This window comes from Burkholderia sp. A2 (assembly GCF_001729305.1).
GTDB lineage: Bacteria > Pseudomonadota > Gammaproteobacteria > Burkholderiales > Burkholderiaceae > Burkholderia > Burkholderia sola.
On record NZ_LZXX01000093.1, the window covers coordinates 335 to 27,175 of the forward strand.

General features: G+C 69.8%; 30 protein-coding genes. 9 read left to right on the forward strand and 21 right to left on the reverse strand.

Annotated elements, in window-relative coordinates; genetic code table 11:
• Window positions 1-247: 247 nt before the first annotated feature.
• Window positions 248-604, forward strand: a complete 357-nt coding sequence (locus A9Z05_RS16680; protein WP_069619082.1) for a DUF3175 domain-containing protein — start codon at window positions 248-250, stop codon at window positions 602-604.
• 43 nt (window positions 605-647) lie between these two features.
• Window positions 648-1,970, forward strand: a complete 1,323-nt coding sequence (locus A9Z05_RS16685; protein ID WP_069619083.1) for a sodium:proton antiporter — start codon at window positions 648-650, stop codon at window positions 1,968-1,970.
• A gap of 4 nt (window positions 1,971-1,974) precedes the next feature.
• Here A9Z05_RS16685 and ligD read toward each other — a convergent pair whose 3' ends face one another.
• The 12 genes from ligD to A9Z05_RS16745 all read right to left on the reverse strand — a co-directional run bounded on the left by ligD (window position 1,975) and on the right by A9Z05_RS16745 (window position 12,680).
• Window positions 1,975-4,752: a DNA ligase D gene (ligD, locus tag A9Z05_RS16690; protein ID WP_069619084.1), complete on the reverse strand. Its 2,778-nt coding sequence runs from the start codon at window positions 4,750-4,752 to the stop codon at window positions 1,975-1,977.
• Window positions 4,753-4,797: 45 nt separating this feature from the next.
• Complete coding sequence (locus tag A9Z05_RS16695; RefSeq protein WP_069619085.1) at window positions 4,798-5,814, reverse strand: Ku protein; 1,017 nt, start codon at window positions 5,812-5,814, stop codon at window positions 4,798-4,800.
• A 122-nt stretch (window positions 5,815-5,936) separates the two neighbouring features.
• Complete coding sequence (gene katE, locus A9Z05_RS16700) at window positions 5,937-8,042, reverse strand: catalase HPII (RefSeq protein ID WP_069619086.1); 2,106 nt, start codon at window positions 8,040-8,042, stop codon at window positions 5,937-5,939.
• Window positions 8,043-8,168: 126 nt separating this feature from the next.
• Window positions 8,169-8,555, reverse strand: coding sequence for a DUF3022 domain-containing protein (locus tag A9Z05_RS16705; protein ID WP_069619087.1), 387 nt, complete (start codon window positions 8,553-8,555; stop codon window positions 8,169-8,171).
• Window positions 8,552-8,713, reverse strand: a complete 162-nt coding sequence (locus A9Z05_RS16710; protein ID WP_006498332.1) for a DUF1328 family protein — start codon at window positions 8,711-8,713, stop codon at window positions 8,552-8,554. The genes A9Z05_RS16705 and A9Z05_RS16710 overlap by 4 nt, the downstream gene beginning before the upstream one ends.
• Before the next feature lie 46 nt (window positions 8,714-8,759).
• Entirely contained in the window at window positions 8,760-8,948 is a 189-nt protein-coding gene (locus A9Z05_RS16715) for a DUF3008 family protein (RefSeq protein WP_006498333.1), read from the reverse strand.
• A 71-nt stretch (window positions 8,949-9,019) separates the two neighbouring features.
• The gene (locus A9Z05_RS16720) at window positions 9,020-10,453 is read right to left on the reverse strand and encodes an RNA polymerase factor sigma-54 (protein WP_069619088.1); all 1,434 of its coding nucleotides are present in this window, start codon (window positions 10,451-10,453) and stop codon (window positions 9,020-9,022) included.
• A gap of 229 nt (window positions 10,454-10,682) precedes the next feature.
• A complete protein-coding gene (locus A9Z05_RS16725) occupies window positions 10,683-11,192 on the reverse strand; it encodes a ferritin-like domain-containing protein (RefSeq protein ID WP_069619089.1) in 510 nt (169 codons plus the stop codon).
• 66 nt (window positions 11,193-11,258) lie between these two features.
• The gene (locus A9Z05_RS16730; RefSeq protein ID WP_069619090.1) at window positions 11,259-11,573 is read right to left on the reverse strand and encodes a hypothetical protein; all 315 of its coding nucleotides are present in this window, start codon (window positions 11,571-11,573) and stop codon (window positions 11,259-11,261) included.
• A gap of 50 nt (window positions 11,574-11,623) precedes the next feature.
• Entirely contained in the window at window positions 11,624-11,935 is a 312-nt protein-coding gene (locus A9Z05_RS16735) for a hypothetical protein (protein WP_069619091.1), read from the reverse strand.
• Window positions 11,932-12,174: a hypothetical protein gene (locus A9Z05_RS16740; RefSeq protein WP_069619206.1), complete on the reverse strand. Its 243-nt coding sequence runs from the start codon at window positions 12,172-12,174 to the stop codon at window positions 11,932-11,934. Before A9Z05_RS16740 ends, A9Z05_RS16735 begins: the two co-directional genes overlap by 4 nt.
• Before the next feature lie 203 nt (window positions 12,175-12,377).
• Entirely contained in the window at window positions 12,378-12,680 is a 303-nt protein-coding gene (locus A9Z05_RS16745) for a hypothetical protein (RefSeq protein ID WP_069619092.1), read from the reverse strand.
• A gap of 171 nt (window positions 12,681-12,851) precedes the next feature.
• Between A9Z05_RS16745 and A9Z05_RS16750 the strand changes: the two genes are divergently transcribed.
• The 3 genes from A9Z05_RS16750 (at window position 12,852) to A9Z05_RS16760 (ending at window position 14,201) form a co-directional block, all read left to right on the forward strand.
• Window positions 12,852-13,106: a hypothetical protein gene (locus tag A9Z05_RS16750; protein WP_069619093.1), complete on the forward strand. Its 255-nt coding sequence runs from the start codon at window positions 12,852-12,854 to the stop codon at window positions 13,104-13,106.
• Window positions 13,107-13,194: 88 nt separating this feature from the next.
• Entirely contained in the window at window positions 13,195-13,626 is a 432-nt protein-coding gene (locus A9Z05_RS16755; RefSeq protein ID WP_027786011.1) for a CBS domain-containing protein, read from the forward strand.
• Window positions 13,627-13,718: 92 nt separating this feature from the next.
• Window positions 13,719-14,201, forward strand: a complete 483-nt coding sequence (locus tag A9Z05_RS16760; RefSeq protein ID WP_050013988.1) for a PRC-barrel domain-containing protein — start codon at window positions 13,719-13,721, stop codon at window positions 14,199-14,201.
• A 130-nt stretch (window positions 14,202-14,331) separates the two neighbouring features.
• Here A9Z05_RS16760 and A9Z05_RS16765 read toward each other — a convergent pair whose 3' ends face one another.
• Window positions 14,332-14,811: a response regulator gene (locus tag A9Z05_RS16765; RefSeq protein ID WP_069619094.1), complete on the reverse strand. Its 480-nt coding sequence runs from the start codon at window positions 14,809-14,811 to the stop codon at window positions 14,332-14,334.
• Between the two features lie 233 nt (window positions 14,812-15,044).
• Between A9Z05_RS16765 and A9Z05_RS16770 the strand changes: the two genes are divergently transcribed.
• Together A9Z05_RS16770 and A9Z05_RS16775 are read left to right on the forward strand one after the other, a co-directional pair.
• Window positions 15,045-15,713 (forward strand): UdgX family uracil-DNA binding protein, encoded by a 669-nt coding sequence (locus tag A9Z05_RS16770; RefSeq protein ID WP_069619207.1) that lies wholly within the window; start codon window positions 15,045-15,047, stop codon window positions 15,711-15,713.
• Window positions 15,710-17,014, forward strand: coding sequence for an NRAMP family divalent metal transporter (locus tag A9Z05_RS16775; RefSeq protein WP_069619095.1), 1,305 nt, complete (start codon window positions 15,710-15,712; stop codon window positions 17,012-17,014). Before A9Z05_RS16770 ends, A9Z05_RS16775 begins: the two co-directional genes overlap by 4 nt.
• Before the next feature lie 94 nt (window positions 17,015-17,108).
• Here A9Z05_RS16775 and A9Z05_RS16780 read toward each other — a convergent pair whose 3' ends face one another.
• From A9Z05_RS16780 to A9Z05_RS16810, 7 genes are all read right to left on the reverse strand, one after another.
• Entirely contained in the window at window positions 17,109-17,720 is a 612-nt protein-coding gene (locus A9Z05_RS16780; RefSeq protein ID WP_069619096.1) for a hypothetical protein, read from the reverse strand.
• Between the two features lie 59 nt (window positions 17,721-17,779).
• Window positions 17,780-18,394 (reverse strand): DUF4142 domain-containing protein, encoded by a 615-nt coding sequence (locus A9Z05_RS16785; RefSeq protein WP_069619097.1) that lies wholly within the window; start codon window positions 18,392-18,394, stop codon window positions 17,780-17,782.
• 34 nt (window positions 18,395-18,428) lie between these two features.
• On the reverse strand, window positions 18,429-19,286 hold the full coding sequence (locus tag A9Z05_RS16790) for an SDR family oxidoreductase (protein ID WP_069619098.1): 858 nt from the start codon (window positions 19,284-19,286) through the stop codon (window positions 18,429-18,431).
• Window positions 19,287-19,413: 127 nt separating this feature from the next.
• Window positions 19,414-19,980, reverse strand: a complete 567-nt coding sequence (locus A9Z05_RS16795) for a hypothetical protein (protein WP_069619099.1) — start codon at window positions 19,978-19,980, stop codon at window positions 19,414-19,416.
• Between the two features lie 61 nt (window positions 19,981-20,041).
• The gene (locus tag A9Z05_RS16800; RefSeq protein ID WP_069619100.1) at window positions 20,042-20,341 is read right to left on the reverse strand and encodes a DUF2795 domain-containing protein; all 300 of its coding nucleotides are present in this window, start codon (window positions 20,339-20,341) and stop codon (window positions 20,042-20,044) included.
• Between the two features lie 27 nt (window positions 20,342-20,368).
• Window positions 20,369-21,397: an SDR family oxidoreductase gene (locus tag A9Z05_RS16805; protein WP_069619101.1), complete on the reverse strand. Its 1,029-nt coding sequence runs from the start codon at window positions 21,395-21,397 to the stop codon at window positions 20,369-20,371.
• 30 nt (window positions 21,398-21,427) lie between these two features.
• Entirely contained in the window at window positions 21,428-21,829 is a 402-nt protein-coding gene (locus A9Z05_RS16810) for a BON domain-containing protein (protein ID WP_069619209.1), read from the reverse strand.
• A 244-nt stretch (window positions 21,830-22,073) separates the two neighbouring features.
• On the opposite strand from A9Z05_RS16810, the gene A9Z05_RS16815 reads away from it, so the two are divergent.
• Both A9Z05_RS16815 and A9Z05_RS16820 read left to right on the forward strand, forming a co-directional pair.
• On the forward strand, window positions 22,074-23,393 hold the full coding sequence (locus tag A9Z05_RS16815) for a glycosyltransferase family 1 protein (protein ID WP_069619208.1): 1,320 nt from the start codon (window positions 22,074-22,076) through the stop codon (window positions 23,391-23,393).
• Window positions 23,393-24,439, forward strand: a complete 1,047-nt coding sequence (locus A9Z05_RS16820; RefSeq protein ID WP_069619102.1) for a UDP-glucuronic acid decarboxylase family protein — start codon at window positions 23,393-23,395, stop codon at window positions 24,437-24,439. The genes A9Z05_RS16815 and A9Z05_RS16820 overlap by 1 nt, the downstream gene beginning before the upstream one ends.
• A 42-nt stretch (window positions 24,440-24,481) precedes the next feature.
• Here the strand turns inward: A9Z05_RS16820 and A9Z05_RS16825 are convergent, their stop codons facing one another.
• A complete protein-coding gene (locus A9Z05_RS16825; RefSeq protein WP_069619103.1) occupies window positions 24,482-26,788 on the reverse strand; it encodes an ATP-binding protein in 2,307 nt (768 codons plus the stop codon).
• Between the last annotated feature and the right edge of the window lie 53 nt (window positions 26,789-26,841).

The window sequence follows — 26,841 nt, forward strand, 5'->3', positions numbered from 1 at the left end:
GCGCGGCCGCGGCGATCGCGACGGCCGCGCAGGCCAGCACGCGCCGCGCGACAAACTTCGATTCGAATGCTGACTTCATGGCGTTTTCTCCCTATGGGTGATGGCGTGATGGAAATTCCTGCTCCGATCCTTCAGCAAGGCCCATGCCGTCCCCGGCCACGGTCGCGACGCGGCACGCGATTTGCGGCGCCTCTCTGCGCACGACCCTTCTGTCACCCTTCTGTCACCCCATACGGAGCCCTGCCTTATGCCTTCCGCTTCCGCTTCCCACGCGCACGGCAAGCGCCACACGCGCCGCCCGGGCCGCGCGCGCAGCGCCGACCCGGCCCACCGCAAACGCTGGTCCGGCGAAGTCACGCAAAAAAGCGATGCGCTCGACATCGAGCCCGACATCTTCAAATCCGACGATCCGGCCGCGATCGCCGCGTCGCTGAAGCACTCGGCCGAACACAGCCGCCGCCGCAAGGCGTCGCCGTTCCAGTCGGCGATGTCGATGCTGAACTTCTACGTGAACCGCGCGGGCCGCAACCTGCCGAAGACGCGCCGTACCACGCTCGAACGCGCGAAGCGGAAACTGCGCGAAGCCTTCGGGCGCAAGCCCTGACGGCTGGCGCGCCGCTCATCCCCGTCCGCCGCGATTCCCACGCATGCACGAAACCCTCTGGTACCTGATCATCGGCGCGGTGCTGCTCAGTATGGGCGTCGTGACATCCGCGCTGCGCCACCTTCCCTGTAGCTCGGCCATGATTTACCTGGTGCTCGGCGTCGCGCTGGGCCCGGCCGGCGCCGGCCTGCTGCATCTCGACCTCGAACGCGACGGGCCACTGCTGCGCGAAATCGTCGAAGTCGCGCTGCTCGTGTCGCTGTTCGCGATCGGGCTGCGGCTGCGCGTGCCGCTGTCCGACAAACTGTGGCTCGTGCCGTGCCGTCTCGGGCTGCTCGCGATGATCGTCACCGTGCCGCTGCTCGCCGCATGCGCGGTGCTCGCGCTGGACCTCGGCTGGGGCCCCGCGCTGCTGCTCGCGGCGATCCTCGCGCCGACCGACCCGGTGCTCGCGCACGACGTGCAGGTGCACGATCCCGGCGATCGCGACCTGGTGCGCTTCGCGTTGTCCGGCGAAGGCGGGATGAACGACGGCATCGCACTGCCGTTCGCGCTCGCGGGGCTCGCGCTGTGCGGCACCCCGGGCGCGACGCACGGCATCCCGCCGCTGTCCGGCACGTTCGCGCTCGTCGCGCTGTGGGGCATCGCGGGCGCGGCCGCGATCGGCGGCGGGCTCGGCTGGGTCACGACGAAGATGATCGGCTGGCTGCGCACGCGGCACGCGCAGGCGCTCGGCCTCGAAGGCTTCTTCGCGCTCGCGCTGATCGTGCTGTCGTTCGGCGCCGCGCAGCTCGCGCACACGTTCGGCTTCATCGCGACGTTCGCGGCCGGCGTCGCGATGCGGCGCGTCGAGCATCGCGCGAGCGGCGACCGGCCGCCGCGCGAAGTGATCGGCCAGATCGATTCGGAAGACGTGGTCGCCACCGAGAAGCATCCGGACAAGGCACATGCGTTCATGGCCGAATCGGTGCTGGGCTTCACGATCGAGCTCGAACGGATCGCCGAAGCGATCGTGATGACGATGATCGGCAGCGTACTGTCGACGCTGCCCGGCCCGCTGATCACGTGGGGCGCCATCGCGCTGGCCGCCGCGCTGTTCGTCGCCGTGCGTCCGCTGGCGGTGCTGCTCACGCTCACCGGCTCGCGCGCGACGCATGCGCAGCGGCGGCTGATGGCGTGGTTCGGCATCCGCGGGATCGGCTCGTTCTACTACCTGCTGTTCGCGCTCGAGCACGGGCCGTCCGAGGTGGTGCGCCCGCTCGCGGCGCCGGTGCTGGCCGTGATATCCGCGTCGGTGGTCGCGCACGGGATCTCCGCGACGCCGCTGATGAACTGGTATTACCGGCTGCAGCAGCATCGGCGCTGACGCTTCACGCGTCGACACCAAGCCGCGCCCGCATCGCCGCGGTGATGCGCTGGCGCGTGCTCGCATAGCCTTCCCACGGGTCGCGCTTCAGCGTGTCCAGCCGCGCGTGCAGCGTATCGATCGTCCATTGCGCGCCGCCCGTCGTGTCGGGTACTTCGTCCCAGTCGAGCGGCACCGACACGCCCATGCCGGGCCGCGCGCGCACCGAATACGCGGCGATCGTGCTCGCGCCGCGCCCGTTGCGCAGATAGTCGACGAATATCTTGCCGCGCCGGTGGCGCGGCCCCATCGTCGCGGTGAAACGGTCGGGCAGCGTGCCGGCGACGTGCTGCGCGACCGCACGCGAAAAGTCCTTCACGTCGTCCCAGCCCGCATGCCGCGTGAGCGGCACGACGACGTGCAGCCCCTTGCCGCCGCTCGTCTTGCAGAACGACACGAGCCCGAGCTCGTCGAGCAGCCCGCGCACGAGTTGCGCGGCGTCGATCATCGTGCGCCACGGCAGCGCCGGGTCGGGATCGAGGTCGAACACGATGCGGTCCGGCCGCTCGATGTTCGACGCGTGCGCGTTCCACGTGTGCAGTTCGACCGTGCCCATCTGCGCGGCGCCCAGCAGCGCATCGACGCTGTCGATCGACAGCAGCGGCCCGTGGCCCGGATCGAGCCCTTCGTGCTGCGTGACGAACGGAATCTCGCGGCGTTCCGCGTGCTTCTGGAAGAACAGCTCGCCGGCGATGTCGCCCGGCGCGCGCACGAGCGACACGGGCCGGCCTTTCAGATCGGCCAGCAGCCACGGCGCGACCCACTGCCAGTAACGCGCGAGGTCGATCTTGCGCGTGCCGCTTTGCGGGTCGACCACGCGCTCGGGATGCGTGATCCGCACGCGGCCCAGCGTATCGGGGCCGGACGCGTCGCCTTCCGCGCGGGCGACCGTGCGAGCACGTGACCGGTGCGTGCGATCGGCGGTTGCGTGAGCGGCCGACGATGCGCGCTTGGGTTTGTCGTCGTGGGTGGTTTCGCGTTGATCCATCGTCACCTCCGTTTCCGTGTGTTTCGGCCTCTCGCGGACGATCTGCTCCGCCGGCTTGTCGTCGCGCAGCGCGATGAATGCGGCCTGCCGCACGATCCCGTCGCCGGTCCATTCCGCGAATTCGCATTCGGCGACGAGCGTCGGCTCGACCCAGTGCACGCGCGTGCGCGTGCGCTCGCGCGGCGGCGCATCGAACGGCATCGTGTCGCGTTCGTGCTTGCGCAGGATCGCGGCGAGACGGTCGAGCATCCGCGCGTCGAAGCCGGTGCCGACGCGGCCGACGTAGCGCAGCGGCGCCGGCCCGCGCCGCCGTTTGCCGGCCGGCGCCGGCTCGTGCACGCCGAGCAGCAGCGCGCCGAAGCCGTGCCGGCTGCCCGACGGCTCCGTAAAGCCGCCGATCACGAACTCCTGCCGGCGCCGGCATTTGAGCTTGATCCACGCAGGCGAACGGCCTGCGCGATAGCGCGACTCCGCCCGCTTGCCGATCAGCCCTTCGAGGCCGGTGTCGCACGCGCTCGCGATCAGCGACGCGACGTCCTCGCCGAGATCGGGCGAAAAGCGCACGCGCGCCGGATCGCTGTTCGCGAGCAGCGGTTCGAGCAGTGCGCGACGGGCGGTGAGCGGCGCGTCGCGCAGGTCGTATCCGTCGAGATAAGGCAGATCGAATACGAAGAAGGTGACCGTGTCGGAGCGGTCCGTGCCGAACGCGTTCTGCAATGCCTGGAAATCGGGCAGCCCGTTTTCGCCGAGCACGACGGCCTCGCCGTCGAGCCATGCGTCGTCGACGTCGAGCGCCGCGAGCGCGTCGCGCTGCGCGCGCAGCTTCGCGGTCCAGTCGCGGCCTTCGCGCGTCATCAGCGTGACGCGCCGGCGTGCGCCCTTCCCTGCAATGCGCGCGAGAATCCGATAGCCGTCGAACTTCAGTTCGTAGCACCAGCCGCCCTGGGTCGGCGGCGCATCGACCAGCGTCGCGAGTTGCGGCGCGACGCGCTCGGGCAGCGGCGCACGCACCGCGCCTTCGACCTGCGACGGATCGGCAGGGCGCGGGCTGTCGCGGCTTGCGTCACTTTCGTGTCGCGCGTCGTGTCCATCGCCGGCGTCACCGGTCGATCGGCCGCGCCGCGCCGCATGCCTGCGCGCGGCGCCGTCGGATGCGCCGTCGTGCACGCTCCCCGGCCGCTCGCCGACGACGTCGAATTCATCGGCGCTGCGGGCGTCGTCGTCGCGCTCCTTGATCAGGAGCCACTGCTCCTGGCGCCCTTCCTGCCGCCCGCTGCGCACGAGCGCCCAGCCGCCGTGCAGCTTCTCGCCGTCGAGCCGGAACGTCAGCTTGCCGGCCCGATAGCCCTCGCGTGCCTGCGCAACACCGCCGTCGGGCGTCCAGGTCCCCTCGTCCCAGACGACGACCGACCCCGCACCGTAATGCCCGGCCGGAATCTCGCCTTCGAACGACGCGTATTCGAGCGGATGGTCCTCGACGTGCACCGCGAGCCGCTTCACCCTCGGATCGAAGCTCGGCCCCTTCGGCACGGCCCACGACTTCAGCGTGCCGTCGAGTTCGAGCCGGAAGTCGTAGTGCAGCCGGCGCGCATGGTGCTCCTGGATCACGAAGCGCAGCGGATGGCGTTCGCGCGCGGCGGGCTTCGCGCCTGCTTTCGCATCGGCCTTCGTGCGCCGCTTCCCGTGCGCCCCTTTGGGCTCGGGCGTCGCGCCGAAATGGCGCTTGCGGCGATACGGATCGAGCTTGCCGGCCATCGCGTCACCTCGTCTGAATCGGAACCGGAGTCGGCGTGATCCGCATCACGCCGCGTGCTTGCGGCGCGCGGCGGTCTTTTTCGTCGCATGGTCGCTCGCCGCGCCGCGTTTCGCGGCGGTCTTCTTCGCCGCGGTTTTCGCCGTCGTGCCTTTCGATGCGGATGTCGATGGCGGCTTGCGACGCGCGCCGCTGCGAGATGGGGACGACGACGCCTCGCCCTCGCCTTCGTCGCGCGCTCCACGCAGATCCGCCGCCCGCGCACCGGCGCCGCCCTTCAGGCTGCGCTTCAGCAGCTCGGTGAGATCGACGACGTTGCTCGCCGCGCGGCCGGTCTGCGCGGGCCGATCCTCGATCTCCTCGATCTTGCCGGCGCGCACCTTGCGCTCGACCAGTTCGAGGATGTCGTCGCGAAACGTGTCGTGATATTCGTCGGGCGTCCAGGTGCCGGACATGTCGTCGATCAGCTTCTTCGCCATCCCGAGTTCGCGCGCGGTGACGCCCGCGCCCTTCGCGTCGGCGGCCGGCACCGACAGTTCGTCGAGCGGCCGCAGTTCTTCCTGCCAGCGCAGCGTATCGAGCGCGAGTATCGGCCCCACCGGAATCAGCGCGCCCAGATGCTGGCGGTCGCGCATCACCACGAGCGCGATGCCGATCTTGCCGCTGTCCTTCAGCGCGTCACGCAGCAGCGCATAGACCTTCTCGCCCTTGCGGTCCGGCACCAGGTAGTACGGCGTGTCGAGATAGAGAAACGACACGGCGTCCTCGTCGACGAAGGTCAGGATGTCGACGGTCTGCGTCGATTCCGGATTCGCCGCGCGGATTTCGTCGTCGGTGAGCACGACGTAGCGCTCCTTTTCGTACTCGTAGCCGCGCACGATGTCCTCGCGCGTGACTTCCTTGCCGGTGCGCTTGTTGATCTGCCGATAGCCGATCGGGTCCATCGAGCGCTTGTCGAGCATCCGGAACGACGGCTTCACGGTGCGCGTCGCCGGAAACAGCTGCACGGGCACGTGCACGAGCCCGAAGCTGATCGCGCCTTTCCATATCATCCGCGGTGCCATGCGTGTTCCTCCTTGCCGAATGCGCGCCCGCCCGAAGGCAGGCGCGCGGTACGGCGCAAGCCGCCGTCGGCGGCTGTCGGCCGCTTTGGGCCGCTTTGGGCCGCTTTGGGCCGCTTTCGGCCTTAAGCAGGCAACTCCGCCGCCTGCTGTTCGCGCGCCCACACGCGATGCTGGCCGAGGTGATCCGACAGCGAATTCAGCACCGCGTCGAGATCGACGGCCTGTCCGACGCACACGCCTTCGGCCGGATCGGGCAGGTGCGCGGCGCTGAGCAGCTGCCGACCGGAGCCGACGGCCGCGATCGGCTTCAGGTGCTTGAACGCCTCGCGCACGAAATGGCGGGCGTCGGCGCTATGCGCGAGATCGCGGCCATCGCCGTCGCCGCCGCACACGAACACCGCGTCGAACATCACCGACGGCATGCCGACGAGTGTCGCCTCCGGCACGATGCCGCCGATCGGCGCGAGCGTCGGCGCGACGATCGTCGGCACCGCGTGCGCGGCCTGCAGCGCGTCGCGCACCTGCTCGAGCAGCACCGGGTTCACGCCAGGCGTCGCGATCAGCGCGATCTTGCGCGAGCGGATGCCGGGCTTCGCGCGGCCGATCAGGCTCAGCGCGGGCGAGCGCTGCGCGACGACCGGCGTCGCGGCCGCCTGCGGCGCGGGCAGCCCGAGCCGTTCGGCGACTTGCGCGGCGAGCCCCGCGTCGAAGCGCGCGATGATCTCGTTGACCACGCGCTCGCGAATGTGCGGCTGCGTCACCTTGCCGAGCTCGAAGCAGTACGCGTCGCGGATATGACGCTGCTCGATGTCGGTCATGCTCTGGTAGAACAGCGCGGCCTGCGAGAAATGGTCGGCGAACGATTCGCTGCGAATGCGCACCTTGTGGCCTTCGAGCGGCTCGGGCACGGTCTCGAACCCGCCGCCGGACGGCGCGGGCGGCGTCTCGCGCGGCCAGCCGCCGCTCGTCGAATTCGGCTCGTACGACGCCTGCCCGACGTTGATCGTCTGCCGGTGCATCGCGTCGCGCTGGTTGTTCGCGAACGGGCACACCGGCCGGTTGATCGGGATCTCGTGGAAATTCGGGCCGCCGAGCCGGCTCAACTGCGTGTCGGTGTACGAGAACAGCCGCCCCTGCAGCAGCGGGTCGTTCGTGAAATCGATGCCCGGCACCACGTGGCCCGGGTGAAACGCGACCTGCTCGGTCTCCGCGAAGAAGTTGTCGGGGTTGCGGTTCAGCGTCATCCGGCCGATCGGCCGCACCGGCACTTGTTCTTCCGGTACGAGCTTGGTCGGATCCAGCAGGTCGAAGTCGAATTTGTCCGCCTCGGCCGGGTCGATCATCTGCACGCCGAGTTCGAACTCCGGATAGTCGCCGCGCTCGATCGCCGTCCACAGATCGCGCCGGTTGAAATCGGGGTCATGGCCGGCGATCCGCTGCGCCTCGTCCCACAGCAGCGAATACGCACCGCTCACGGGCCGCCAGTGGAATTTGACGAAACGCTCGACGCCGGCCGCGTTCACGAAGCGGAACGTATGCACGCCGAAGCCGTCCATCGCGCGATAGCTTGCCGGCAGCGCGCGGTCCGACATCAGCCACAGCACCATGTGCGTGGTTTCCGGCACCAGCGACACGAAATCCCAGAACGTGTCGTGCGCGGACGCGCCGGTCGGCATCTCGTTCGGCGCCTCGGGCTTCACCGCATGGACGAAGTCGGGAAACTTGATCGCGTCCTGGATGAAGAACACCGGCATGTTGTTGCCGACGAGGTCGTAGTTGCCTTCCTGGGTATAGAACTTCACCGCGAAGCCGCGCACGTCGCGCACGGTGTCGGACGACCCGCGCGGCCCCTGCACGGTCGAGAAGCGGACGTATACCGGCGTTTCGGCGGCCGGGTCCTGCAGGAACGCGGCCTTCGTGTAGTCGGCCATCGGTTCGTACACGCGGAACACGCCATGCGCGGCCGAGCCGCGCGCATGCACCACCCGCTCCGGAATGCGCTCGTGATCGAAATGCGTGATCTTCTCGCGCATGATGAAGTCTTCGAGCAGCGACGGGCCGCGCGCGCCGCCGCGCAGCGTGTTCTGGTTGTCGGCGATCCGCACGCCCTGGTTGGTACGCAGCGCCTCGCCGTCGGGCCGCGCACGGTGCTCGTCGAGCTGGCGCGACTTCGCGCTGTCGTGCGGTTGAGTCGGGGGCGTCTTGCCGGCGGATGGGGGATTCGTCATCGTCTGGAGTCCTCGTGGGATTCGGTAGAAGCCGCTGCCGCACGGCGACGCGCCGCGGCGCGCGCGTGCGGACGGCACGGAAAGCCGGCCCGGCGCGCCGCGAACGGCCCCGGGCCGGCGGCGGCGTCAGGGCGCGCGCAGCGCAGCGTCGAATTCCGCGGCCGTCACGTCGAGCGCGACGTTGCATTCGATCGCGGTGTCCTCGACGCGCGGCTTGTGCTCGTCCACCGCGCGCCGCGCGCGGTCGCACAGCTGCGTGCGCACGCGCAGCCGGTCGGCCGCGTCGAGCGTCGCGTAGCGTTCGATCACGTCCGCGTCGAACCGCATGTCGACCGTGCAGCGCCATTCGCGCGCGTCCTCCTCGGACGGCACGCGCACCCACGACACGTGGATCGTCAGCCGCCCGGACGCGTCGTCCGCGTGCACGACGACGGTCGACTGCGACGGAAAACCGATCGCGAACGCGTGCTCGAGTTCCGCGACGCGCTGCGACCGGTCGGGCGTGACCGTCATCGGCGCACGACCCCCAGCAGCAGCGTGACCAGGAAGATCACGACGAAGATGTAGAACAGGATCTTCGCGATCTCGGCCGCACCGGCCGCGATGCCGCCGAAGCCGAACACGGCGGCAATGATCGCGATGACGAAGAAGATGATGGCGTATCGAAGCATGGAACCCTCCTGGATGACAGCGGTCGTCACTAAACGTCGGCGCCGATCACGCATCGTGCTTGTGTTTCGGTTTGCCGTGCGTGGGCGTCGAAGCCATTTTCTCGAGCTCTTTCTCGCTCATCGACTTGGCCATCGATTTCGACGGCGGCTTCAGGTCCTTCATTTTCGTGTCGCCGCGCTTGGCCGACAGCGCGGCCCCGGCGGCGCGCTGCTGAGCCTGGGATTTGGCTGGCATGGTTGCGCTCCTCTCGTTGGCGCGCGAGCCGACGCAACGCGCGGCACGCGCGGGTTGGAACAATGAGGCCGTCACGCGGCGTCGCGACGCCGCAGGTCGGCCGGCGGAATCTTCATCGCCTGGCGATACTTGGTCACCGTTCGACGCGCAAGAAGAATGCCGCGGCCCGCGAGGTTCTCCGCGAGCGCGACGTCGGACAGCGGGTCGGTATGCCGCTCGGCCGCGATCATGTCGCGAATCAGCACCTTCGCGGCCGACGCCGAACACACGCCCTTGCCCGCCGCCTCGAGCTTGCGCGGGAAGAAATGCTTGAACTCGAAGGTGCCGTGCGGCGTGGCCATGTACTTGTTGCCGGTGGCGCGCGACACGGTCGATTCGTGCAGGTCGAGCTCTTCCGCGATGTCGCGCAGCACGAGCGGCTTCATCGCGATCTCGCCGTAGCGGAAGAAATCGCGCTGGCGCGCGACGATGCATTCGCCCACGCGCTGAATCGTGTCGAAGCGCTTCTGCACGTTGCGGATCAGCCAGCGCGCTTCCTGCAGTTGCTGGCCGAGCGGCGAATCGCGTTCGCCGCTCGACTGCGCGAACAGCGTCGCATAGCGCTCGTGCAAGCGGGCGCGCGGCAGCACGGCCGGATTGATCGTCACGATCCACTCGTCGCGCACCTGGCGCACGATCACGTCGGGCACCACGTAGTCGCCGCGCGTGCTGCCGTAGTGATTGCCGGGGCGCGGATCGAGCCCGCGCACCAGCGCGCAAGCCGCCTGCAGCGTCTGCGGGTTGCAGCCGAGGCGCCGCTGGATCTCTGCCGTCTCGCGGCGCGCGAGCCGCTCCAGATGCTCGCGTGCGATCGCCTTCGCTTCCGCGAGCGCCGGCGTGCCGGCCGGAATCGCGTCGAGCTGCAGCACCAGGCACTCGGACAACGAGCGGGCGGCGATGCCCGGCCGGTCGAGCATCTGCACGAGCCGCAGCGCGACCGCCAGATCCTGCTCCGACAGCAGCAAGGCCGGATCGGCGGCAACCAGCAGTTCGGGCAGTTCCTGACGCAGATAGCCGTCGTCGTCCAGCGCATCGATCACGAGGCGCGCGGCTTCGCGGTCGCGCTTGTTGAGCGGATAGAGCCGCAGCGCATCGTGCAGCTGCTGATGCAGCGACGGCTCGGCGGCCATCCATTCACCCGGCGACAAGCCGTCGGCGTCGTCGCCCTGACGGCTCGTGCCGCGCGGCGCGGGCGCGGCCGTAAACGGCACCTCGCCGTCCGGCGGACGGATGTCGTCGCGCTCGGGCGCCGCGTCGGGCGCGGCCGCCTCGGGCGGCTGCTCGGCGGTCGGCGCAGCGGTTTCGTCGTCGCCCTGGCCGTCTTCCAGAAACGGGTTCATGTCGAGCGCCTGGCGCAATTCCTGTTGAAACTCGAGCGAGGACAACTGAAGCAGCCGGAGCGACTGCTGGAGCCTCGGCGTAAGTGCCAGATGCTGTCGCATCTGCAGCGCAAGCGAGACGGGCATCGAAAGCCTCCTGACGTTGGGTTCGCGGGTTCGCGGTAGGTCTTCTACCGGACGTCATGCAGCTTCCATGCCAGTCGCGTAAAGCGCGCTACGACGCGGTTCTCGCGGGTTCGCGCCCCGTTTCGCCGCATGCGAGAGCCGCTTTTTTACAAGCCGGGGGCAAGTTAGGGGGCACGTATTTCGCTCGCGGGAAACGACGCCTGCCGGCAACTGCCCGACGGCCGCACGGCTAGCGTTTTGCGTCGATGCGGTCGACCGCCGAACGATCGAGAAAAGCGGTCGTCAACTCGGGCAGATGGCGCAGCAGCCACGCGGCCATGTCGCGCTCCTGCTGCAGGATCCGCTCGCAACACGCGCGGATTTCGTCTTCGCCCGCTGCTTGCGCGGCCGCGACGAGCGCCGTGTACGCGGCGATCTCGAGTTGCGCGAACGCGTAAGCGGCGAGCGCCGTCTTCACGACCTCGTCATCCGCGAGCATGCCGCTCGCGATCTGTCCGTATGCGGCGACGCGCGCGGCGAGATCCTTGGTCGCCGACGGCGACGTGCCGAGCCGCATCAGGCACGCTTCGACGAGCGCCTGCTGGCCGAGCGTCTCGTCGAGATGAAGCCGCAGCCGGTCCTGCAATTGCGGATAGTGGCCAACCCGCCTCATCTGCGCGTCGATCATCGTCTCGGCCTGGCGCTCCATCGCGTACGCATCGCGCAGCCAGTCCTCCAGGTGCTCATGCTGATTCGCCATCGCGTTCCTCCGGCCGCATCGCGGTGCGGCATGCCGTGACGCGGCGCGTCCCCGCGAGGCGTCCCGTCAGTACTGCATCGGCGGCGGCGTGCCCGGCAGCGGCTGGTCGCCCTGCGTGCCGTTCGGGCCCGGCGGCGGCACGTCGACCGGTTCGCCGACGGTCGTCCCCGGCGGCATGGTGTTGCCCGGCGACGGACGCGTGTCGTAACGCGTGTTCGCGTCCGGCATCGTCGTGGTCGACTGCGCGCCGCGGCCGTCGGGCGGCGCGGGCGGCGCCGCGCGCGTACCGTACGGGCCGCTGGCCGGTTGCGTGCATGCGCCCAGCGCGCACGCCGCGGCGAACGCACAGGCGCCCGCGCGTAACGTCTGGATCGTGTTCATCGAATCCTCCCTGGCATCGACGGCTCCGGGCTGCGCCGTGGCGGCGCCGCTCAGAGCCGGTTGAAGTGGAAATCGCCTGCGTACGCCGTCGGTGCGCGGCGCGCCATCATCGTGTCGAACTCGGCCGCGACGCGCGTGAGCGTGCCCCGTTGCCGGTCGATGTCGGCCTGTTCGAGCGCGGCGAACGCGTCGGCGTCGAACGTCACGGTCAGCGACGCCGGATGGCCATCGACACGAAAGCCGATATGCAATGCGCCGGCCGGGTGCTCCTCGACATGAAACGGCATCGCGCGCGCCTCGAAATGGCGGCCCAGCGTTTCGGCGATGTCCCGCAGCATGCCGGGTTTCACGCGGATGCTCATTGCAGGCCCTCCCTTCGTATCGGCGGCATCGCACCCGCCGGCCGCGCGCGCACCGGCGGCTCCGGCGACGGCGGATCGCGTTCCGGCGGCGCATGCCCGGGCGGATCGCCCTCCGGCTCCCGGTACGGTTCGGGCATGTCCGGCGGCACGTCGTCGGGATCGGGCGGCCCGGGGTCCGGCTCGATGTCGGGCAACGGCGGTTCGGGCCGTTGCAGCCACTGCGCGGGTTCGTGTGTCATCGGCATTCCTCGTTGCGGGTTCGGATCGGGATCGGCGCAACGCGCCGCGTAACGAAGATTCGCAAGCCGCATGCCGTCCGTTCATATCGTCCGCGCGGACGGATCGGGCCCGGATCTGCGGGGTTCGATACGCAGCCGCTCCGTCGCGCGCGAAACGCCATGCATTCGCTACACCGCTCGCTGCAAATCTTGCAAGCACGCCGCTACGCGTCGTACGCGGCCATCACGAGCCACAGCTCGCGGCCGTCGTCGCGCACGCGCGCCGCGAGCGCATACGGATCCGACGGCTCGCATGCGCGCTGCAGCGCGAAGCGCGCGGGTTCGGTCGCGCCGAACGTCTCGTCGCCCAGCCGCCGCACGTCGGCCTTGCCTTCGAACATCCGGCGCTCGGGCCGGTAGATCAGCGGTTCATGCTTCCACATATCGAAATGGCTTTTCACCGAATCGAATCCGCCGCCGCATACATTGATTTCGTAGCGCACCCCTGGTCGTCGTTTGGGAATCATCGTCGTGCCTCCTGCTCGATGGGCGCGCGGCAGGCGCCCCTGCTGCGCTGTGTCGTCATGGTCGTCGTCGTGGTCGTCGCGGTCGCAGTGGCAAGTCGCGTGCCGGGCGTGCGGAGCGGGCACGCGGGTTGCGACACAGGCGGCTCCTCGTCACCCATACGGAGCACCGCCATGAAGGATTCGACCCGGCACGGCCACGACGCACCGGCGCGCGAGCGGCAGCCCGACCCGCAACCCCCGCTGAAGGACCAGGACCACACGCGCACGCGCCATTCGGAGCGCCATATCGACAAGCAGCTGGAGGACACGTTTCCGGCGAGCGATCCGCCCGCGACCGGCGGCGTCACGCGCATCGAGCCCGACACGCCGCCCGGCACGCACGATGGCGGGCCGTGGGAGGACAAGCGCAAACGTGACGACAAGTGACGAGACGAGCCGCGTGCACGGCATGCGGTTTGCTGGATCGCAGGGGCCGCATCGGCACATTGCTTCACCCACCCGCAAGGAGAATTTCATGCATCGCGTCAACGAAATCATGTCGCAGGACGTCGTGCGGATCGCACCGACCGACTCGATCCGTCACGCCGCCCAACTGATGGAGCGCTACGACATCGGCGCGCTGCCCGTGTGCGACAACAACCGGCTGATCGGGATGGTGACGGACCGCGACCTCGCGGTGCGCGCGATCTCGGCCGGCAAGCCGCCGGAGACGCGAGTCCACGAGGTCGCATCCGGTCCGATCGAATGGTGCTTCGACGACGATTCGCTGGACGAGATCCAGCACTACATGGCCGACGCGCAACTGCGCCGGCTGCCCGTCGTCGATCACGACAAGCGACTGGTCGGCATGCTGTCGCTTGCCGACATCGCGACGCGCACGGCCAGTCCCGAGCGCGACGACGTCGCGAACACGCTGGAAGGCGTGTCGCAACCGAAGCAGACGTGACGGGGCGATTCCCGCTCCGCCTCGACAACCCGCGCGACCCGCAGGGCCCGCCCCCCGGGCACGGTCGCGCCCCACGCAGCCAGGAGGAAACCATGCAGACTTCCGATCAAGGTCAGACCCGCATCATCGGCAAGGGCGCCGCGACGGCGGCCGGCCCCGGCCCCGACGTGATGGCGGCCGATACGCTGGAAGGCGACAAGGTCTATACGACCGACGGCGACGATGTCGGCAAGATCAAGGACATCATGCTCGACGTGCGCTCGGGCCGCATCGCGTATGCGGTGCTGTCGAGCGGCGGCATTCTCGGCATCGGCGACAAGCTGCACGCCATTCCGTGGAGCGCGCTGACGCTCGACACCGAACGCAAGTGCTTCCTGCTGTCGGTCTCGTCCGAGCGTATCCGCAATGCGCCGGGGTTCGACAAGGACCACTGGCCGGCAATGGCCGATCCGCAATGGGCCGAGCCGCTGCACGAGTTCTACGGCAGCACGCCGTACTGGAGCGCCGGCGACGAACTCGGGCTGACCGATCCGACCGAGGACCTCGACGATCCCCGCACGCGCGGGCGTCACTGAGCGCACCCTGACGCGGCGCCGGTCCGCCGGCGCCTGCGTTCCACATCCGTTCGATACGCCCCGCGCGCGCGGGGCATTTTTTTGTCCTCGCGCCGCGGCGGATGCCGCGTCCGGCGCGCCGCCGGCCTTTTTACAAGGGTCGTGTAACGTCCTCGTCGGGGCTCACCGCGCCGCCGCTCGCCGATTCGAGGTAGCCCAGCAGCCGGTGCGGCGTCAGCGGCTTCGCGCAGTGCGCGTCGAAGCCGGCTTCCTTCGCCCGTTCCCAATCGCGCCGCGACACGAGCCCGCTGCACGCGACCAGCAGCATGTCCGACGTTTGCGGATCGCCGCGCAGCCGCGCCGCGAGCTGCAGCCCGTCGAGGCCCGGCATCGCGATGTCGAGCACGACCGCGAACGGCTGCCAGTCGCGCGCGACGTCGCACACGGCGAACGGATCGTCGGCGACCCGGCACTCGAAGCCGCGCGCCTCCAGCAGCAGGCGCAGCGCGTCCGCCGCATCGCGATAGTCGTCGACGACCAGCACGCGACGCGGGCGGCGCGGCACGCTGTCGGGCGCGCGCCACAACAGCACGTCGTCGGCGGCCGGATCGTCGCCGGGTTCGGGTTGCATCGTGCTTCTCCTGTCGTTGGACGGGTTTGCCACGCAAGGCGCGCGCCCATTCCGACTGCATGCGGCATGCCGGTTGCTGTCTCTTTCGCATCGTCGACACAGGAGTCTTTCATGCGCACGATGCGGCTTCGATCTTCCGGTTTGCTTCCCTCACCGCGTGCGACAGCACGCACGCCGGCATGTTCCGCGCGAGCGCGGCGCGCCGCCCGTTCGGCCTGCGCCGGAGCGGCCGCATGACGCGCAAAACGCCCGACCGCCAGGCACCGACGACGCCGACCGACGACGATGCGCCGGCCACGCTCGACGCGTGCCGCCGCTGCGCGCTGTGGGAACACGCGACGCAGCCGGTGCCGGGCGCCGGGCCCGTCGACGCGCCGATCATGCTGGTCGGCGAGCAGCCGGGCGACCAGGAGGACCGCGCGGGCCTGCCGTTCGTCGGCGCGGCCGGCCGCATGCTCGACCGTGCGCTCGACGAGGCCGGGATCGAACGCTCGCACGTCTACCTGACGAATGCGGTCAAGCACTTCAAATGGGAACCGCGCGGCAAGCGGCGGCTGCACAAGACGCCCGCGCAGCGCGAAGTGGCCGCGTGCCATTACTGGCTCGAGCGCGAGCTCGAAGCCGTCCAGCCGCGCGTGGTGGTTGCGCTCGGCGCGACGGCGCTGCGCGCGGTGCTGCAGGACAACGACGCGACGCTTGAGCGCACGCGCGCCCCGGTGCGCACCGACGACGGCCGGCTCGTCGTCGCGACCTATCACCCGTCGTACGTGCTGCGCACCCGCGGCGCCGACTCCCGCGAACACGCATATCGCACGCTGGTCGACGCACTGCGCACCGCGTCGCGCCTCGCACGCGAGCGGCGCCACGGCGGCGGGCGCCCGTCCCACGGGGACGCCGGATGAGCGGGCTGGACGAAGACGCGCGGCCGGCGGCCGACGCGCCGCCGCGCGCCGCGAAACCGTGGTATCGGCGGCTCGGCCCGGGTCTGCTCGCGGGCGCGTCCGACGCCGATCCGAGCAACGTCGCCGTCTACGCGCAGGCCGGCAGCCAGTTCGGCTTCAACATGCTGTGGATGATCGTCGTCACGCTGCCGATGATGGTCGCCGTGCAGCTTGCGGCGGCGTTCATCGGGCGACGCAATCGCGAAGGGCTGGTGGCCGGCATCCGCGAACACTTCTCCGATCGCATCGCGAAGACGCTGATCGCGATGGTCGTGATCGTCAACGTCGTGAACGTCGGCGCCGATCTCGCGGCGATGGGCGATGCGACGGCGCTCGTCGTCGGCGGCCGCAGCTACTGGTATGCGCCGGTATACGGCCTGGCGTCGCTCGGGCTGCAGGTACTGATGTCCTACGAGCGCTACGCGCGCTGGCTCAAATGGATGACGCTCGGCCTGCTCGCGTATGTGATCGAACTCGGCTTCGTGCACGTCGACTGGGGCAATCTGCTGCATGCGATCGCGCTGCCGCGGATTTCGTTCACGCACGACTATGCGACGACCGCGGTCGCGGTGCTCGGCACGACGCTCAGCCCCTACCTGTTCGTGTGGCAGGCCGCGCTCGAGGTCGAGGAGACCCAGGCGGAGCGCCGCAACGGCGGCACGTCATGCGCGCCGGCGGCGCGCCGCGAGACCGAACAGCGCATCACGTTCGACACGTGGACCGGGATGATCGTGACCAACGCGGTGTCGTTCTGCATCATGGTGGTCGGCGCGGCCGTGTTCTTCGCGCGCGGACGGCACGACCTCGCCAGCACCGCGCAGGCCGCCGAGGCCCTGCGACCGATCGCCGGCGAAGCCGCGTTCCTGGTGTTCGCGTTCGGCATCGTCGGCTGCGGGCTGCTCGCGATTCCGGCGTTCGCGGGTAGCGCGGCCTACGGTTGCGCGGAAGCGTGGCGGTTCCGCGAAGGGCTGAACGAGCCGGTGCGGCGCGCGCCCGCGTTCTACACGGTGCTCGCGCTGTGCGTGATCGTCGGCATCGCGATCTGCTTCAGTCCGATCGACCCGATCCGCGCGCTGTACTGGAGCGCCGTGCTCAACGGCGTCGCGGCGGTGCCGATGCTCGTGTTCGTGATGCTGCTGTCGCGCAAGCGCGATGCGGCCGGCCAGCCGGGCAGCGGCCCGGTATCGAAACTGTTGGGCTGGCTGGCGGTGGCGCTGATGGCGGTGTCGGTGGCGACGATGATCGTCGACATGCTGACGTGAGGCATCCAGGCGGGATTGGTAGACGGTTGCGTACGCAACCTGATGAACCGGCAAGGGGGCGGCGCCGCACGTGCCGCCGCCCGCCTGCCCGGCGTTACATCATCTTGCCGCGCGAGCGCTCGGCACGCGCCGCATCGGCGGCGGACTCCACCTTCTTCACTTCTTCCGGCGGCGGCAGCACCGCCTTGAAGCCCATCGACTCGATCCACATTTCACGCGCCCAGCCACGCGTGTGATACAGGTGATGATCCTCGTCGGCCTCGACCTCGTCGTGCGCGGCCTTCAGCGCCTTCGCCGCGTCGCTGTCGGGCAGTTGGTCGGCCGCGTAGCCGATCAGCTCCCAGTTCAGGTGATCCTTGGTTTCGGCCAGCACCACGCACTCGGCCGCGACGACCTGCGCGACGGCCGGGTCGGCCTGCTTCTTCGCCTGTTCGATCACCCGCACCAGCGACTCGCCGGTCGCCGCCACCGCGGCGCGCCCCGGCGATTGCGCATCGGGATCGAGGCCGAGCGTGTCGAATACCTTGCGCAGCACCTCCTGGTGATGCATCGTCTCGCGGTGGTACTTCTCCCATTCCTTGTGCAGGTCCTCGTCGGTCGCGCACTGGAGCGCGGCCTCGTAGATCTTCGCGCCGCCAAGCTCGGTTTCGTATGCCTGGCAGAGCAGTTCGAGGATACCTTCGTGCTTCGATTGCCGTTGGGCCATGACTGCTTCTCCGAAAAAGCGGGCCGCCCGTGCGGCCCAGGGGTGGAACCGGGCGCGCGTTATTGCGCGCCCACCTTGCGTGCGACCGTCTCCGCCATGCTCAGGTGATGCTTGAGCGTCGGCAGCGTGGATTTGGCGAATGCGCGCAGTTGCGCATCCTTGCCGTCGCGCGCTTCGTCTTCGAACAACGCAACCGCCTTCTTGTGCGCATCGGGGCCGGCCGCCGCCAGATACGCGGTGTCGAAGTCGCGCCCGCTCTTGCCGCGCAGCGCCTGCACGTCGGGATCCGACAGCTGTTCGACCTGCGGCTTCATGCCCTTGCGCGCCGCGATTTCACTGAGCTTCGCGTTCGCCTTGCCATGGTCCGCGACCATCCGCTTCGCGAACGCCCGCACGTCCGGCGACTGCGCCTGCTTCAGCGCGAGCTGGCTCGCCTGCACTTCCGCCTTGCCGGCCATCGCGGCCTTGTCGACGAACTCCGCGTCGGCGCCCTTCGGCGCTTTCGCGATGCCGGGGTCGCCTGCGCCGCCCGCGCCCGACGACGGGTTGATCACGCCGCCCGGCACATGCGAATTCGACGCGGGAGGCTCGCTCGGCATCTGCGCGCGGGCGAGCCCCGACACGGCGAACACGCCGGCGGCGAGCGCCGCGATCGTCCAGTGGGGTTGTCTCATCTGCTTTCTCCTTGTGCTTGCATGGAAACGGCCATCAGCCGCCGACGATCGAGCCGCCGTTCGGATGCAATGTCTGCCCGGTCATGTAGCTCGCACCGTCCGACGCGAGCAGCACGTAGCAGTCGATCAGTTCGTCCGGCTGGCCCGGCCGCTTGAGCGGCACGTTCGAGCCGAATTTCGCGACCTGCTCGGGCGTGAACGTCGACGGAATCAGCGGCGTCCAGATCGGCCCCGGCGCGACCGCGTTCACGCGGATGTCGCGTTCGGCCAGCTCGATCGACAGCGAGCGCGTGAAGGCGACGATCGCGCCCTTGGTCGCCGAGTAGTCGGGCAGTTTCGGGCTACCGTGATACGCGGTGACCGACGCCGTGTTGACGATGCGCCCGCCCTGCTTCATGTGCGCCAGCGCGGCCTGCGTGCAGAAGAACATCCCGTACACGTTCGTGCGGAACGTGCGTTCGAGCTGCTCCTCGGACACGTCCTCGATGCCCGGCTGCGGATGCTGCTCGCCCGCATTGTTGACGAGCACGTCGAGCCGGCCGAGCCGCTCGACCGTGCGCGCCACCGCGTCGCGCGCCTGCCGGCGATCGCCGACGTCGCAGGCGATCGCTTCGCAGCGGCGGCCGGCCTGCTCGATCAACCGCTTCGTATGCGCGGCGTCGTCGGATTCCTTCAGGTAGACGATCGCGACGTCCGCGCCCTCCTTCGCGAAGCCGATCGCCACGGCGCGGCCGATCCCGCTGTCGCCGCCCGTCACCAGCGCGACCTTGCCCGCGAGCTTGCCGCTGCCGACGTAGTCGGCCGCTTCGTCGCGCGGCTTCGGATGCATGTCGCGTTCGGTGCCCGGCTGCTGCGCCTGTTTCTGCGGCGGTGGAGTCTGTGCGGTGGTCATGGGTTCCTCCTTGAACGGGTGCCGCCGATGCTGCGCAAGCGGCGTGCCGCGTGCGGCGCACGCCGGCGCGCACGCGGCGGCCGGATGGTGGCGGTCGGCGTTGCAAGCGTTTGGAAAAAGGGCGTATTCAGCGCGGGCTGCGGGACGCGGCTTCGTCGGGTCGGCGCACCGGATCGAAATCGCGCCATTCGCCGTCCTGCCAGTCGCCTTCGACGCGCTCGATCGACTTCGCGCCGGTCGCGCGCAGGACCTCTTCCGCGGCCGTCGCGGTGTCGGGCGTCACGCGCGCGGCGAGGATCACGCCCGTTTCGCTCTGCGCGAGCGTGCCCTTGCCTTCGGCCTGCTCGCCGCGCATCCGGCCGAGCGCGCCGCCGAACGCGCCGAGATACGCGCCGGCCAGCGCGGCGGCGGCCGGCACGAACCAGTAGCGCAGGCCGAGCGCATACACGATCAATCCGATCACGACGCCGATCAGCAGCCCGCGCATCGCGCCGACCATCGCGCCGCGCCCGCCCGGCTTCGCCGCCGTGTCGGCGTACACGTCGCCGCCGATCGGGAAGCGCGCGTGCTGGCCGCCGGGGTTCAGGAAGAAGATCGACACGTCGTCGGGCCCGAACGCGCGCTCGTAGAGGTGACGCGCCCCACCTTCCGCTTCATCGAACGTCGTGAAACGGCCTGCGACGATCATCGCCATGGTCGTGCTCCTCGTGATGGGTGCGCCGCGCGCGCACGCACGCGGCGCGACGGGGCGACGCTTACATCAGCCGCCCGAGTTCCTTCGATACCGATGCCGGCGTGTCGTATTCGCGCTCGGGAATCCTGCGCAGCATGTCGAGCACCTCGCGGTCCGCATGCGAGCGTTCCGCGCACTGCACGACGTCCGACTTGCTCGCCGGATAGTCCATCCCCTTCAGCGCCTTCTGCACGTCGACGGGGCTCGGCGGCTTGCCGTGGCCGGACTGATGGCCGCCCTTGTCGTGGTCCTGCTGCGTGCGCTCGCCTTCGTGCGCGCGCGAGTGGCTGTATTCGTGGCCCGTATGTTGTCGGGATGTCATGAAAGCCTCCTTGGAAAATGAACGAAATCACGCGGACGACCGTCGCGCCCGCGCGAACGCGGCAAACACCAGCGCCGCCGCGCCGAGCGCGACCGCGCCGGCGACCTTCGGGCGCTGCACCACCGAGTTGTACGCGCAGCTGCGCAGCACCGGCCCTTCCATGCCTTCGCGCTCGTGCAGCGCGTGGCGCGAGTCGTACAGCGCGTTGTCGTCGCGCGGCCGTGCGGGTCGCACCGTGCGCTGGCCGCGCGAGAACAGCGTGGCCGCGACGCGATCGAACAGCCGCGGCGCGTGATACGCGCTGGCCGACGTGAACTTCGCGGCGCCGCCGACGAACAGCGTGCGGCGCGGATGCGCGGCCGCGAACAGAATCGCGTCGGCCACCAGATCGGGGTCGTAGATCGGCGGCGGCAGCTTCGGCTCGACGTTCATGTAGTTCTTCGCGTGCATCACGAACATCGTGTCGATCGCGGCCGGCTTGATCAGCGTGACGGACACCGGCAGGTGATCGGCTTCCATCTCGAGCCGTAGCGAATCGGTGAAACCCTTCACCGCGTGCTTCGACGCGACGTACGCGCTTTGCAGGGGCACCGGCGCGTCGGACGCCTCGCTGCCCATGTTGATGATCGCGCCGCCGTGGAAATCGCTCTTGCGCCGAAAATGATCGGACGCGACGAGCGAGCCGTGCACGACGCCCCAGTAGTTGGTGTCGAACAGCCGGCGCTGATCCTCGAGCGGCACCGTGGCCGCCGTGCCGAAGATCGACACGCCCGCGTTGTTCACCCAGGTATCGAAGCCGCCGTACGTGTCGGCCGCGGCCGCGGCCGCGCGCTGCAGATCCTCGATGTTGCCGACGTCGCCGGCGACCGGCACCGCGAGGCCGCCGTGCTGGCGGATTTCCTCGCACAGCGTGTTCAGCGCGTCCTCGTTGCGCGCGAACAGCACGAGCTTCGCGCCGCGCCGTGCCGCCTTGCGCGCGGTGACGAGACCGATGCCGCTCGTCGCGCCGGTGATCACGATCGTCTGTTCGCCGACCGGTTTGAGCATGCAGTTCATCGCTGGACTCCTGTTACGGTCGCGTCACGGTTATTTGGGCCGGATGGTCAACTGGTCGCGCACGTCCTGCACGCCGTCGACCTGCTTCACGACGCTGACGGCTTGGGTGCGCTGCTGCTCGTCGGGCACGCTGCCGGTGAGCGTCACGGTGCCGTGCCGCGTCTTCACGTGGATGTCGCCGGCCGACAGGCCGCTCGTGCCGACCAGCTCGGCCTTCGCCTTGGTGGTGATCGTCGCGTCGCGGATCTTCGTGCCGGTGCTCGAATGCGACGACGTGGACGACGATGCGGCGCCGTCGTCGCCGGCGGCGACCGCGTTCGGCGCGACGACCATGCACGCGGTGGCTGCGGCGATCGCGACCGCCATGCCGGTGCGCAGCGCGCGTTGCCGGCGGATGCGCGGGGGGTGGGCTTGCAGCTGGAATACCTTCATCGTGACCTCCTTTTCATCGGGCCGGGCGAACCGGCGGGTGAGCAGAAGTCGCGCAAATCGCGTGCCGCGGCGCGTGCGCCGCATGCACGCGCGCCCTCGCGATCAGACGCCCTTTCATCCAACGCGTTGTAATTTTTTCGGCACAGGGGGAAGCGGTTTTCCCCGCAATGCGGCGGGCATGCCGATTGCCGAGCGACCGGTGACGGCGGCCCGTGTGCGCGGCCCCGATATCGGGAGCAATACCATGCAGAGAATCGCGTTGATCAGTGAACATGCATCGCCGCTGGGCGTGATCGGCGGCGTCGATGCCGGCGGTCAGAACATCTATGTCGCGAACGTCGCAAAGCAGCTCGCGGAGCGCGGCCTCGACGTCGACGTCTACACGCGCTGCGACAATCCCCATTTGCCGGAAGTGGTGCCGATCGGGGCGCGCATGCGGGTGATCCACGTGCCGGCCGGGCCACCGACCGACGTGCCCAAGGAGCGGCTGCTGCCGTACATGGGCGCGTTCGCGCAATACATGATCGCGCGCATGCGGCGCGAGCCCGACCCGGTCGACGTGATGCACGCGAACTTCTTCATGTCCGGCGAAGCCGCGTTGCGCGTGAAAAAGGCGCTCGGCATTCCGCTCGTCACGACGTTCCATGCGCTCGGGCGCGTGCGGCGGCTGCACCAGGGCACGGCCGACGGCTTCCCCGACGCGCGCTTCGCGATCGAGGACACGCTCGCGCGCCGCTCGGACCGCCTGATCGCCGAATGCCCGCAGGATGCGCTCGACCTGACGACGCACTATCGCGCCGATACCGCGCGGATCGAGATCGTGCCCTGCGGCTTCGATGCACGGGAATTCCGGCCGGTGCCGCGCGTCGATGCGCGCGCGCGGCTGGGCTGGCCGCAGGACGCATTCGTCATACTGCAGCTGGGCCGCCTCGTGCCGCGCAAGGGCATCGACACCGTGATCGATGCGCTCGCGCGCATGCCGCGCGACCCGCAACGGCCGACGCACCTGTACGTCGTCGGCGGCAGCCAGCCGACGCCCGACCCCGCGCGCGATCCGGAATTCGCGCGGCTCGCCGCCTTCGCGCACGAACTCGGCATCGCGAATCGCGTGACCTTCGTCGGCCGGCGCGATCGCGACGCGCTGCACCTGTACTACAGCGCGGCCGACGTGTTCGTGACGACGCCGTGGTACGAGCCGTTCGGCATCACGCCGGTCGAGGCGATGGCGTGCGCGGCGCCGGTGATCGGCAGCGACGTCGGCGGCATCCGCACGACAGTCGACGACGGCACCACCGGCTATCTCGTGCCGCCGCGCGACCCGGCCGCGCTGGCCGCGCGCCTCGTGCAACTGCGGGCGCAACCGGAGCTGTGCGCGGCGCTCGGCCGCGCCGGCTACCTGCGCGCGCATCGCTTCTACACGTGGCAAGGCGTCGCCGACCGGCTCGTCGACATCTACCGCGACGTCGCCCACCCGCAGCGCGCCGGTACGTCGGCCGGCACCGGCCGGCGCACGCCGGTCGCCACCACGCGAGGCGTGCTCGCACACCGCAAGGAGAATACGTAATGAAGGGCTACGATCGAAAACGCGTGCTCGTCACCGGCGGCGCCGGCTTTCTGGGCTCGCATCTGTGCGAACGCCTGGTGACGGACGGACACGACGTGCTGTGCGTCGACAATTTCTACACGGGCGCGAAGGACAACATCGCGCACCTGCTCGATGCGCCGAACTTCGAGCTGATGCGGCACGACGTGACGTTTCCGCTCTACGTCGAAGTCGACGAGATCTACAACCTCGCGTGTCCGGCGTCGCCCGTCCACTACCAGCGCGACCCCGTGCAAACGACGAAGACCAGCGTGCACGGCGCGATCAACCTGCTCGGCCTCGCGAAACGCGTGAAGGCGCGGATTCTGCAAGCGTCGACGAGCGAGGTGTACGGCGACCCCGACGTCCACCCGCAGGACGAGCACTATTGCGGCCGCGTCAATCCGACCGGCATCCGCGCGTGCTACGACGAAGGCAAGCGCTGCGCGGAAACGCTGTTCGCGGACTATCACCGCCAGTACGGCGTCGACGTGCGGATCGCGCGGATCTTCAATACCTATGGCCCGCGCATGCACCCGGCCGACGGGCGCGTGGTGTCGAACTTCGTCACGCAGGCGCTCGCTGAACAGCCGCTGACCGTGTACGGCGACGGCAAGCAGACGCGCTCGTTCTGCTACGTGGACGACATGATCGACGCATTGATCCGGCTGATGGACGAACCGGGCGACGCGAGCGAGCCGGTCAATCTCGGCAGCGACGTCGAGATCGCGATGATCGACGTCGCACGCGAAGTCGTGCGGATCGTCGGCGCCAACGTACCGATCGAGTTCCGGCCGCTGCCGTCCGACGATCCGCGCCAGCGGCGGCCGAATCTGGCCGCCGCGCAGAAACGGCTCGGCTGGCGCGCGACGACGACGTTCGCGAACGGGCTCGCGCACACCGCGCGCTACTTCATTCAACGCCAGGTCACGCACCACGCGCCCGGGGACCTCGTGCGCAGCACGCGCATCGCGTCGCATCTGCTCGCGCAGGTCCACACGCAGAACCGGCCGGCGCCGACCCCTTGATGCGATCCGACGCGACCTGACGCCGCCGCTACGCGCCGCGCGTCAGTCGTCCCGCTTCGTCGCGTGCGCGATCTTGTACGCGAGTTCGCGCACGTCGACCGGCTTGCACAGGTAGCCGTCGAAACCGGCCTCCAGCGCACGGCGTTCGTCGGCGAGTCCCGCGTGCGCGGTGACGGCCAGCACGCGCACGTCGAGCGGGCGGCCGTCGCCGTTCATCGTGCCGCGCCGCAATGCGTCCAGCAGCCAGAAGCCGTCGCCGTCCGGCATCGCGAGATCGGACAGGACGACCGTCGGGCACATGTCGGCCGCCATCGCGAGCGCCTCGCGGCCCGACGACGCGATCGCGACGGTTGCGCCGAACGTGGTCAGCGCGGCCGTGAGGCTCGCCCGCGTGGTCGCATCGTCGTCGACGATCAGGATGCGGTGCGTGTCGAGCACGAGCGCGTCGCGGCGGCCGCTCCCCTGCACGATGCCCCACGCCATCGCGCCGCCCGGCTGCCATCCGACCGGCAGCGTCACCGTAAACGTCGTGCCGCGATCGCGGCCCGCGCTCGTGACGCTCACGCGGCCGCCGTGCAGTTCCGCGATGTGCCGCACGATCGACAGGCCGAGACCGAGCCCGCGCCGCGGCGACGCGGGCGAATCGTCCGCGCGGCGGAACATGTCGAACACGTACGGCGCGAATTCCGTCGCGATGCCCTGCCCGGTATCGACGACGGTCAACACCGCATGCTTGTCGTCGCGTGCGAGCCCGACCGTCACGCTGCCGCCGGTCGGCGTGAATTTCAATGCATTCGAGATGAGATTGGACAGCATCTGGCGCAATCGCTCGGCGTCGCCGGACACGATGCATGCGGACGCGTCGCAGTCGAATTCGAGCAGGATGCCGGCCGACGACGCGGCGGTCTGGAACGTGCCGACCTGGTCGGAGAACAGCCGCACGACGTCGACTGGCGTCGCATCGAGCCGCAGCTTGCCGGTCGCGAGCGACGACGCGTCGAGGATGTCGCCGACCATCCGCGTGAGCGAGCGCGCGCTGCGGTCGATCGCGTCGATCGCCTGATGCTGCAACGCCTGGTCGCCCGTATTGCGCAGCACCTCGATCCATCCGTAGATCACGTTCAGCGGCGTGCGCAGTTCGTGCGACACCGTGGCCAGCAACTCGTCCTTCAGCCGGTTCGACGTGTCGGCCTGGTCGCGCTCGTCGCGCGCACCCTGCAACGAACGCTGCGCCCGCAGGTCGCGGCGGCGCTGCGCGCCGGTTTCGTGCAGCGTCAGCGACAGCGCGACGCACGCACGCGCGTCGCCCTGCACCGGGCACGCCGAGACCATCGCACGAAAGCGCCGGCCGTCGCGCCGCACGCACAGCAGTTCGAGTGGCCCGACCGGCTCGTGCATCGCGTCGAACGATTCGGCGAGCGGGTTGAGCCGCAGCCAGCGCCGCGCGATCAGCGTGTCGAACCGCCGGCCGCGCGCGTCGGCCTCGTCGTAGCCGAAGATCCGCCGCGCAGCCGGATTCCAGCTCGCGATGCGGCCGTCGGCGTCGATCCCGACGATCGCGTCCGGCGAGGCCTCGACGACCGCATGCTGGAGCCGCGACGCGTCGACGCGTGCACGGTCCGCGCCGGCATCGCGCAGCAGCAGCACCGCGCCGTCGACGTTGCCGTCCGCATCGCCGATGGGCGACGCGACCGCGACGATCGGCACCGGATCGCCGCTGCCGGCCTTCAGCCAGTGCCGGTCGGACGTCGCCTCGGCGCCGCCGAGCGCGTGATCGAGCGGCGTGGTCGGCACGCGGCGGCCTTCGTGATCGACGATCCGCAGCACGTCGCGCGCCGGCCGCCCCAGCGCCTCGTCCGGCCGGCAGCCGACCAGTTCGGCCCCGGCTGCGTTGAGATACGTGAGCCGCCCTTGCGTATCGGTCGCGATCACGCCATGCGGCAGCGCGCCCAGCACGGCCTCGAGCTGTCGGCGCGCGGCCGCCTCGCGCCGGCGTGCGCGATCGTTCGTGAGCCGCGTGTGATGCAGCATCGATGCAACCGCGCAGACCAGCGCACCGATCAGCATGAACGTGCCGAGCTGCACGAGCCGGTCGGGCAGCGGCGCCGGATAGGCGGCCGGGTCGGACAGGAACAGCGTCCAGACGAGCAGCCCGCTGACCACCGTCGACACGATGCCGAACACGAACGACGTCGCCCACGCGGCGCCGGCGAGCAGCGGGTAATACAGCACGAACGGCAGATTCACGCCGCCGAACCGGATCGCGAGCGTCTGCAGCACGGTCGCGATCGCGACCAGCATCACGGCCGTTGCGTAATTTCCGGCCTGCGGCCGTGCAATTTCGATCATTGAACACGCTCCTGCGGGGACAGTCGACGGCGGCCGGCCGGGGCGCCGCCGGC

Coding starts and splice junctions, on each gene's coding strand:
- A9Z05_RS16745 (WP_069619092.1), bottom strand. CDS start 12,680: ATGATTCCCAAACGACGACCAGGGGTGCGCTACGAAATCAATGTATGC.
- A9Z05_RS16755 (WP_027786011.1), top strand. CDS start 13,195: ATGCATCGCGTCAACGAAATCATGTCGCAGGACGTCGTGCGGATCGCA.
- A9Z05_RS16720 (WP_069619088.1), bottom strand. CDS start 10,453: ATGCCCGTCTCGCTTGCGCTGCAGATGCGACAGCATCTGGCACTTACG.
- A9Z05_RS16805 (WP_069619101.1), bottom strand. CDS start 21,397: ATGAACTGCATGCTCAAACCGGTCGGCGAACAGACGATCGTGATCACC.
- A9Z05_RS16730 (WP_069619090.1), bottom strand. CDS start 11,573: ATGAACACGATCCAGACGTTACGCGCGGGCGCCTGTGCGTTCGCCGCG.
- A9Z05_RS16820 (WP_069619102.1), top strand. CDS start 23,393: ATGAAGGGCTACGATCGAAAACGCGTGCTCGTCACCGGCGGCGCCGGC.
- A9Z05_RS16760 (WP_050013988.1), top strand. CDS start 13,719: ATGCAGACTTCCGATCAAGGTCAGACCCGCATCATCGGCAAGGGCGCC.
- A9Z05_RS16765 (WP_069619094.1), bottom strand. CDS start 14,811: ATGCAACCCGAACCCGGCGACGATCCGGCCGCCGACGACGTGCTGTTG.
- A9Z05_RS16695 (WP_069619085.1), bottom strand. CDS start 5,814: ATGGCACCGCGGATGATATGGAAAGGCGCGATCAGCTTCGGGCTCGTG.
- A9Z05_RS16770 (WP_069619207.1), top strand. CDS start 15,045: ATGACGCGCAAAACGCCCGACCGCCAGGCACCGACGACGCCGACCGAC.
- A9Z05_RS16750 (WP_069619093.1), top strand. CDS start 12,852: ATGAAGGATTCGACCCGGCACGGCCACGACGCACCGGCGCGCGAGCGG.
- A9Z05_RS16810 (WP_069619209.1), bottom strand. CDS start 21,829: ATGAAGGTATTCCAGCTGCAAGCCCACCCCCCGCGCATCCGCCGGCAA.
- A9Z05_RS16685 (WP_069619083.1), top strand. CDS start 648: ATGCACGAAACCCTCTGGTACCTGATCATCGGCGCGGTGCTGCTCAGT.
- A9Z05_RS16680 (WP_069619082.1), top strand. CDS start 248: ATGCCTTCCGCTTCCGCTTCCCACGCGCACGGCAAGCGCCACACGCGC.
- A9Z05_RS16775 (WP_069619095.1), top strand. CDS start 15,710: ATGAGCGGGCTGGACGAAGACGCGCGGCCGGCGGCCGACGCGCCGCCG.
- A9Z05_RS16795 (WP_069619099.1), bottom strand. CDS start 19,980: ATGGCGATGATCGTCGCAGGCCGTTTCACGACGTTCGATGAAGCGGAA.
- katE (WP_069619086.1), bottom strand. CDS start 8,042: ATGACGAATCCCCCATCCGCCGGCAAGACGCCCCCGACTCAACCGCAC.
- A9Z05_RS16800 (WP_069619100.1), bottom strand. CDS start 20,341: ATGACATCCCGACAACATACGGGCCACGAATACAGCCACTCGCGCGCG.
- A9Z05_RS16790 (WP_069619098.1), bottom strand. CDS start 19,286: ATGACCACCGCACAGACTCCACCGCCGCAGAAACAGGCGCAGCAGCCG.
- A9Z05_RS16705 (WP_069619087.1), bottom strand. CDS start 8,555: ATGACGGTCACGCCCGACCGGTCGCAGCGCGTCGCGGAACTCGAGCAC.
- A9Z05_RS16725 (WP_069619089.1), bottom strand. CDS start 11,192: ATGGCGAATCAGCATGAGCACCTGGAGGACTGGCTGCGCGATGCGTAC.
- A9Z05_RS16735 (WP_069619091.1), bottom strand. CDS start 11,935: ATGAGCATCCGCGTGAAACCCGGCATGCTGCGGGACATCGCCGAAACG.
- A9Z05_RS16715 (WP_006498333.1), bottom strand. CDS start 8,948: ATGCCAGCCAAATCCCAGGCTCAGCAGCGCGCCGCCGGGGCCGCGCTG.
- ligD (WP_069619084.1), bottom strand. CDS start 4,752: ATGGCCGGCAAGCTCGATCCGTATCGCCGCAAGCGCCATTTCGGCGCG.
- A9Z05_RS16780 (WP_069619096.1), bottom strand. CDS start 17,720: ATGGCCCAACGGCAATCGAAGCACGAAGGTATCCTCGAACTGCTCTGC.
- A9Z05_RS16825 (WP_069619103.1), bottom strand. CDS start 26,788: ATGATCGAAATTGCACGGCCGCAGGCCGGAAATTACGCAACGGCCGTG.
- A9Z05_RS16740 (WP_069619206.1), bottom strand. CDS start 12,174: ATGACACACGAACCCGCGCAGTGGCTGCAACGGCCCGAACCGCCGTTG.
- A9Z05_RS16710 (WP_006498332.1), bottom strand. CDS start 8,713: ATGCTTCGATACGCCATCATCTTCTTCGTCATCGCGATCATTGCCGCC.
- A9Z05_RS16785 (WP_069619097.1), bottom strand. CDS start 18,394: ATGAGACAACCCCACTGGACGATCGCGGCGCTCGCCGCCGGCGTGTTC.
- A9Z05_RS16815 (WP_069619208.1), top strand. CDS start 22,074: ATGCAGAGAATCGCGTTGATCAGTGAACATGCATCGCCGCTGGGCGTG.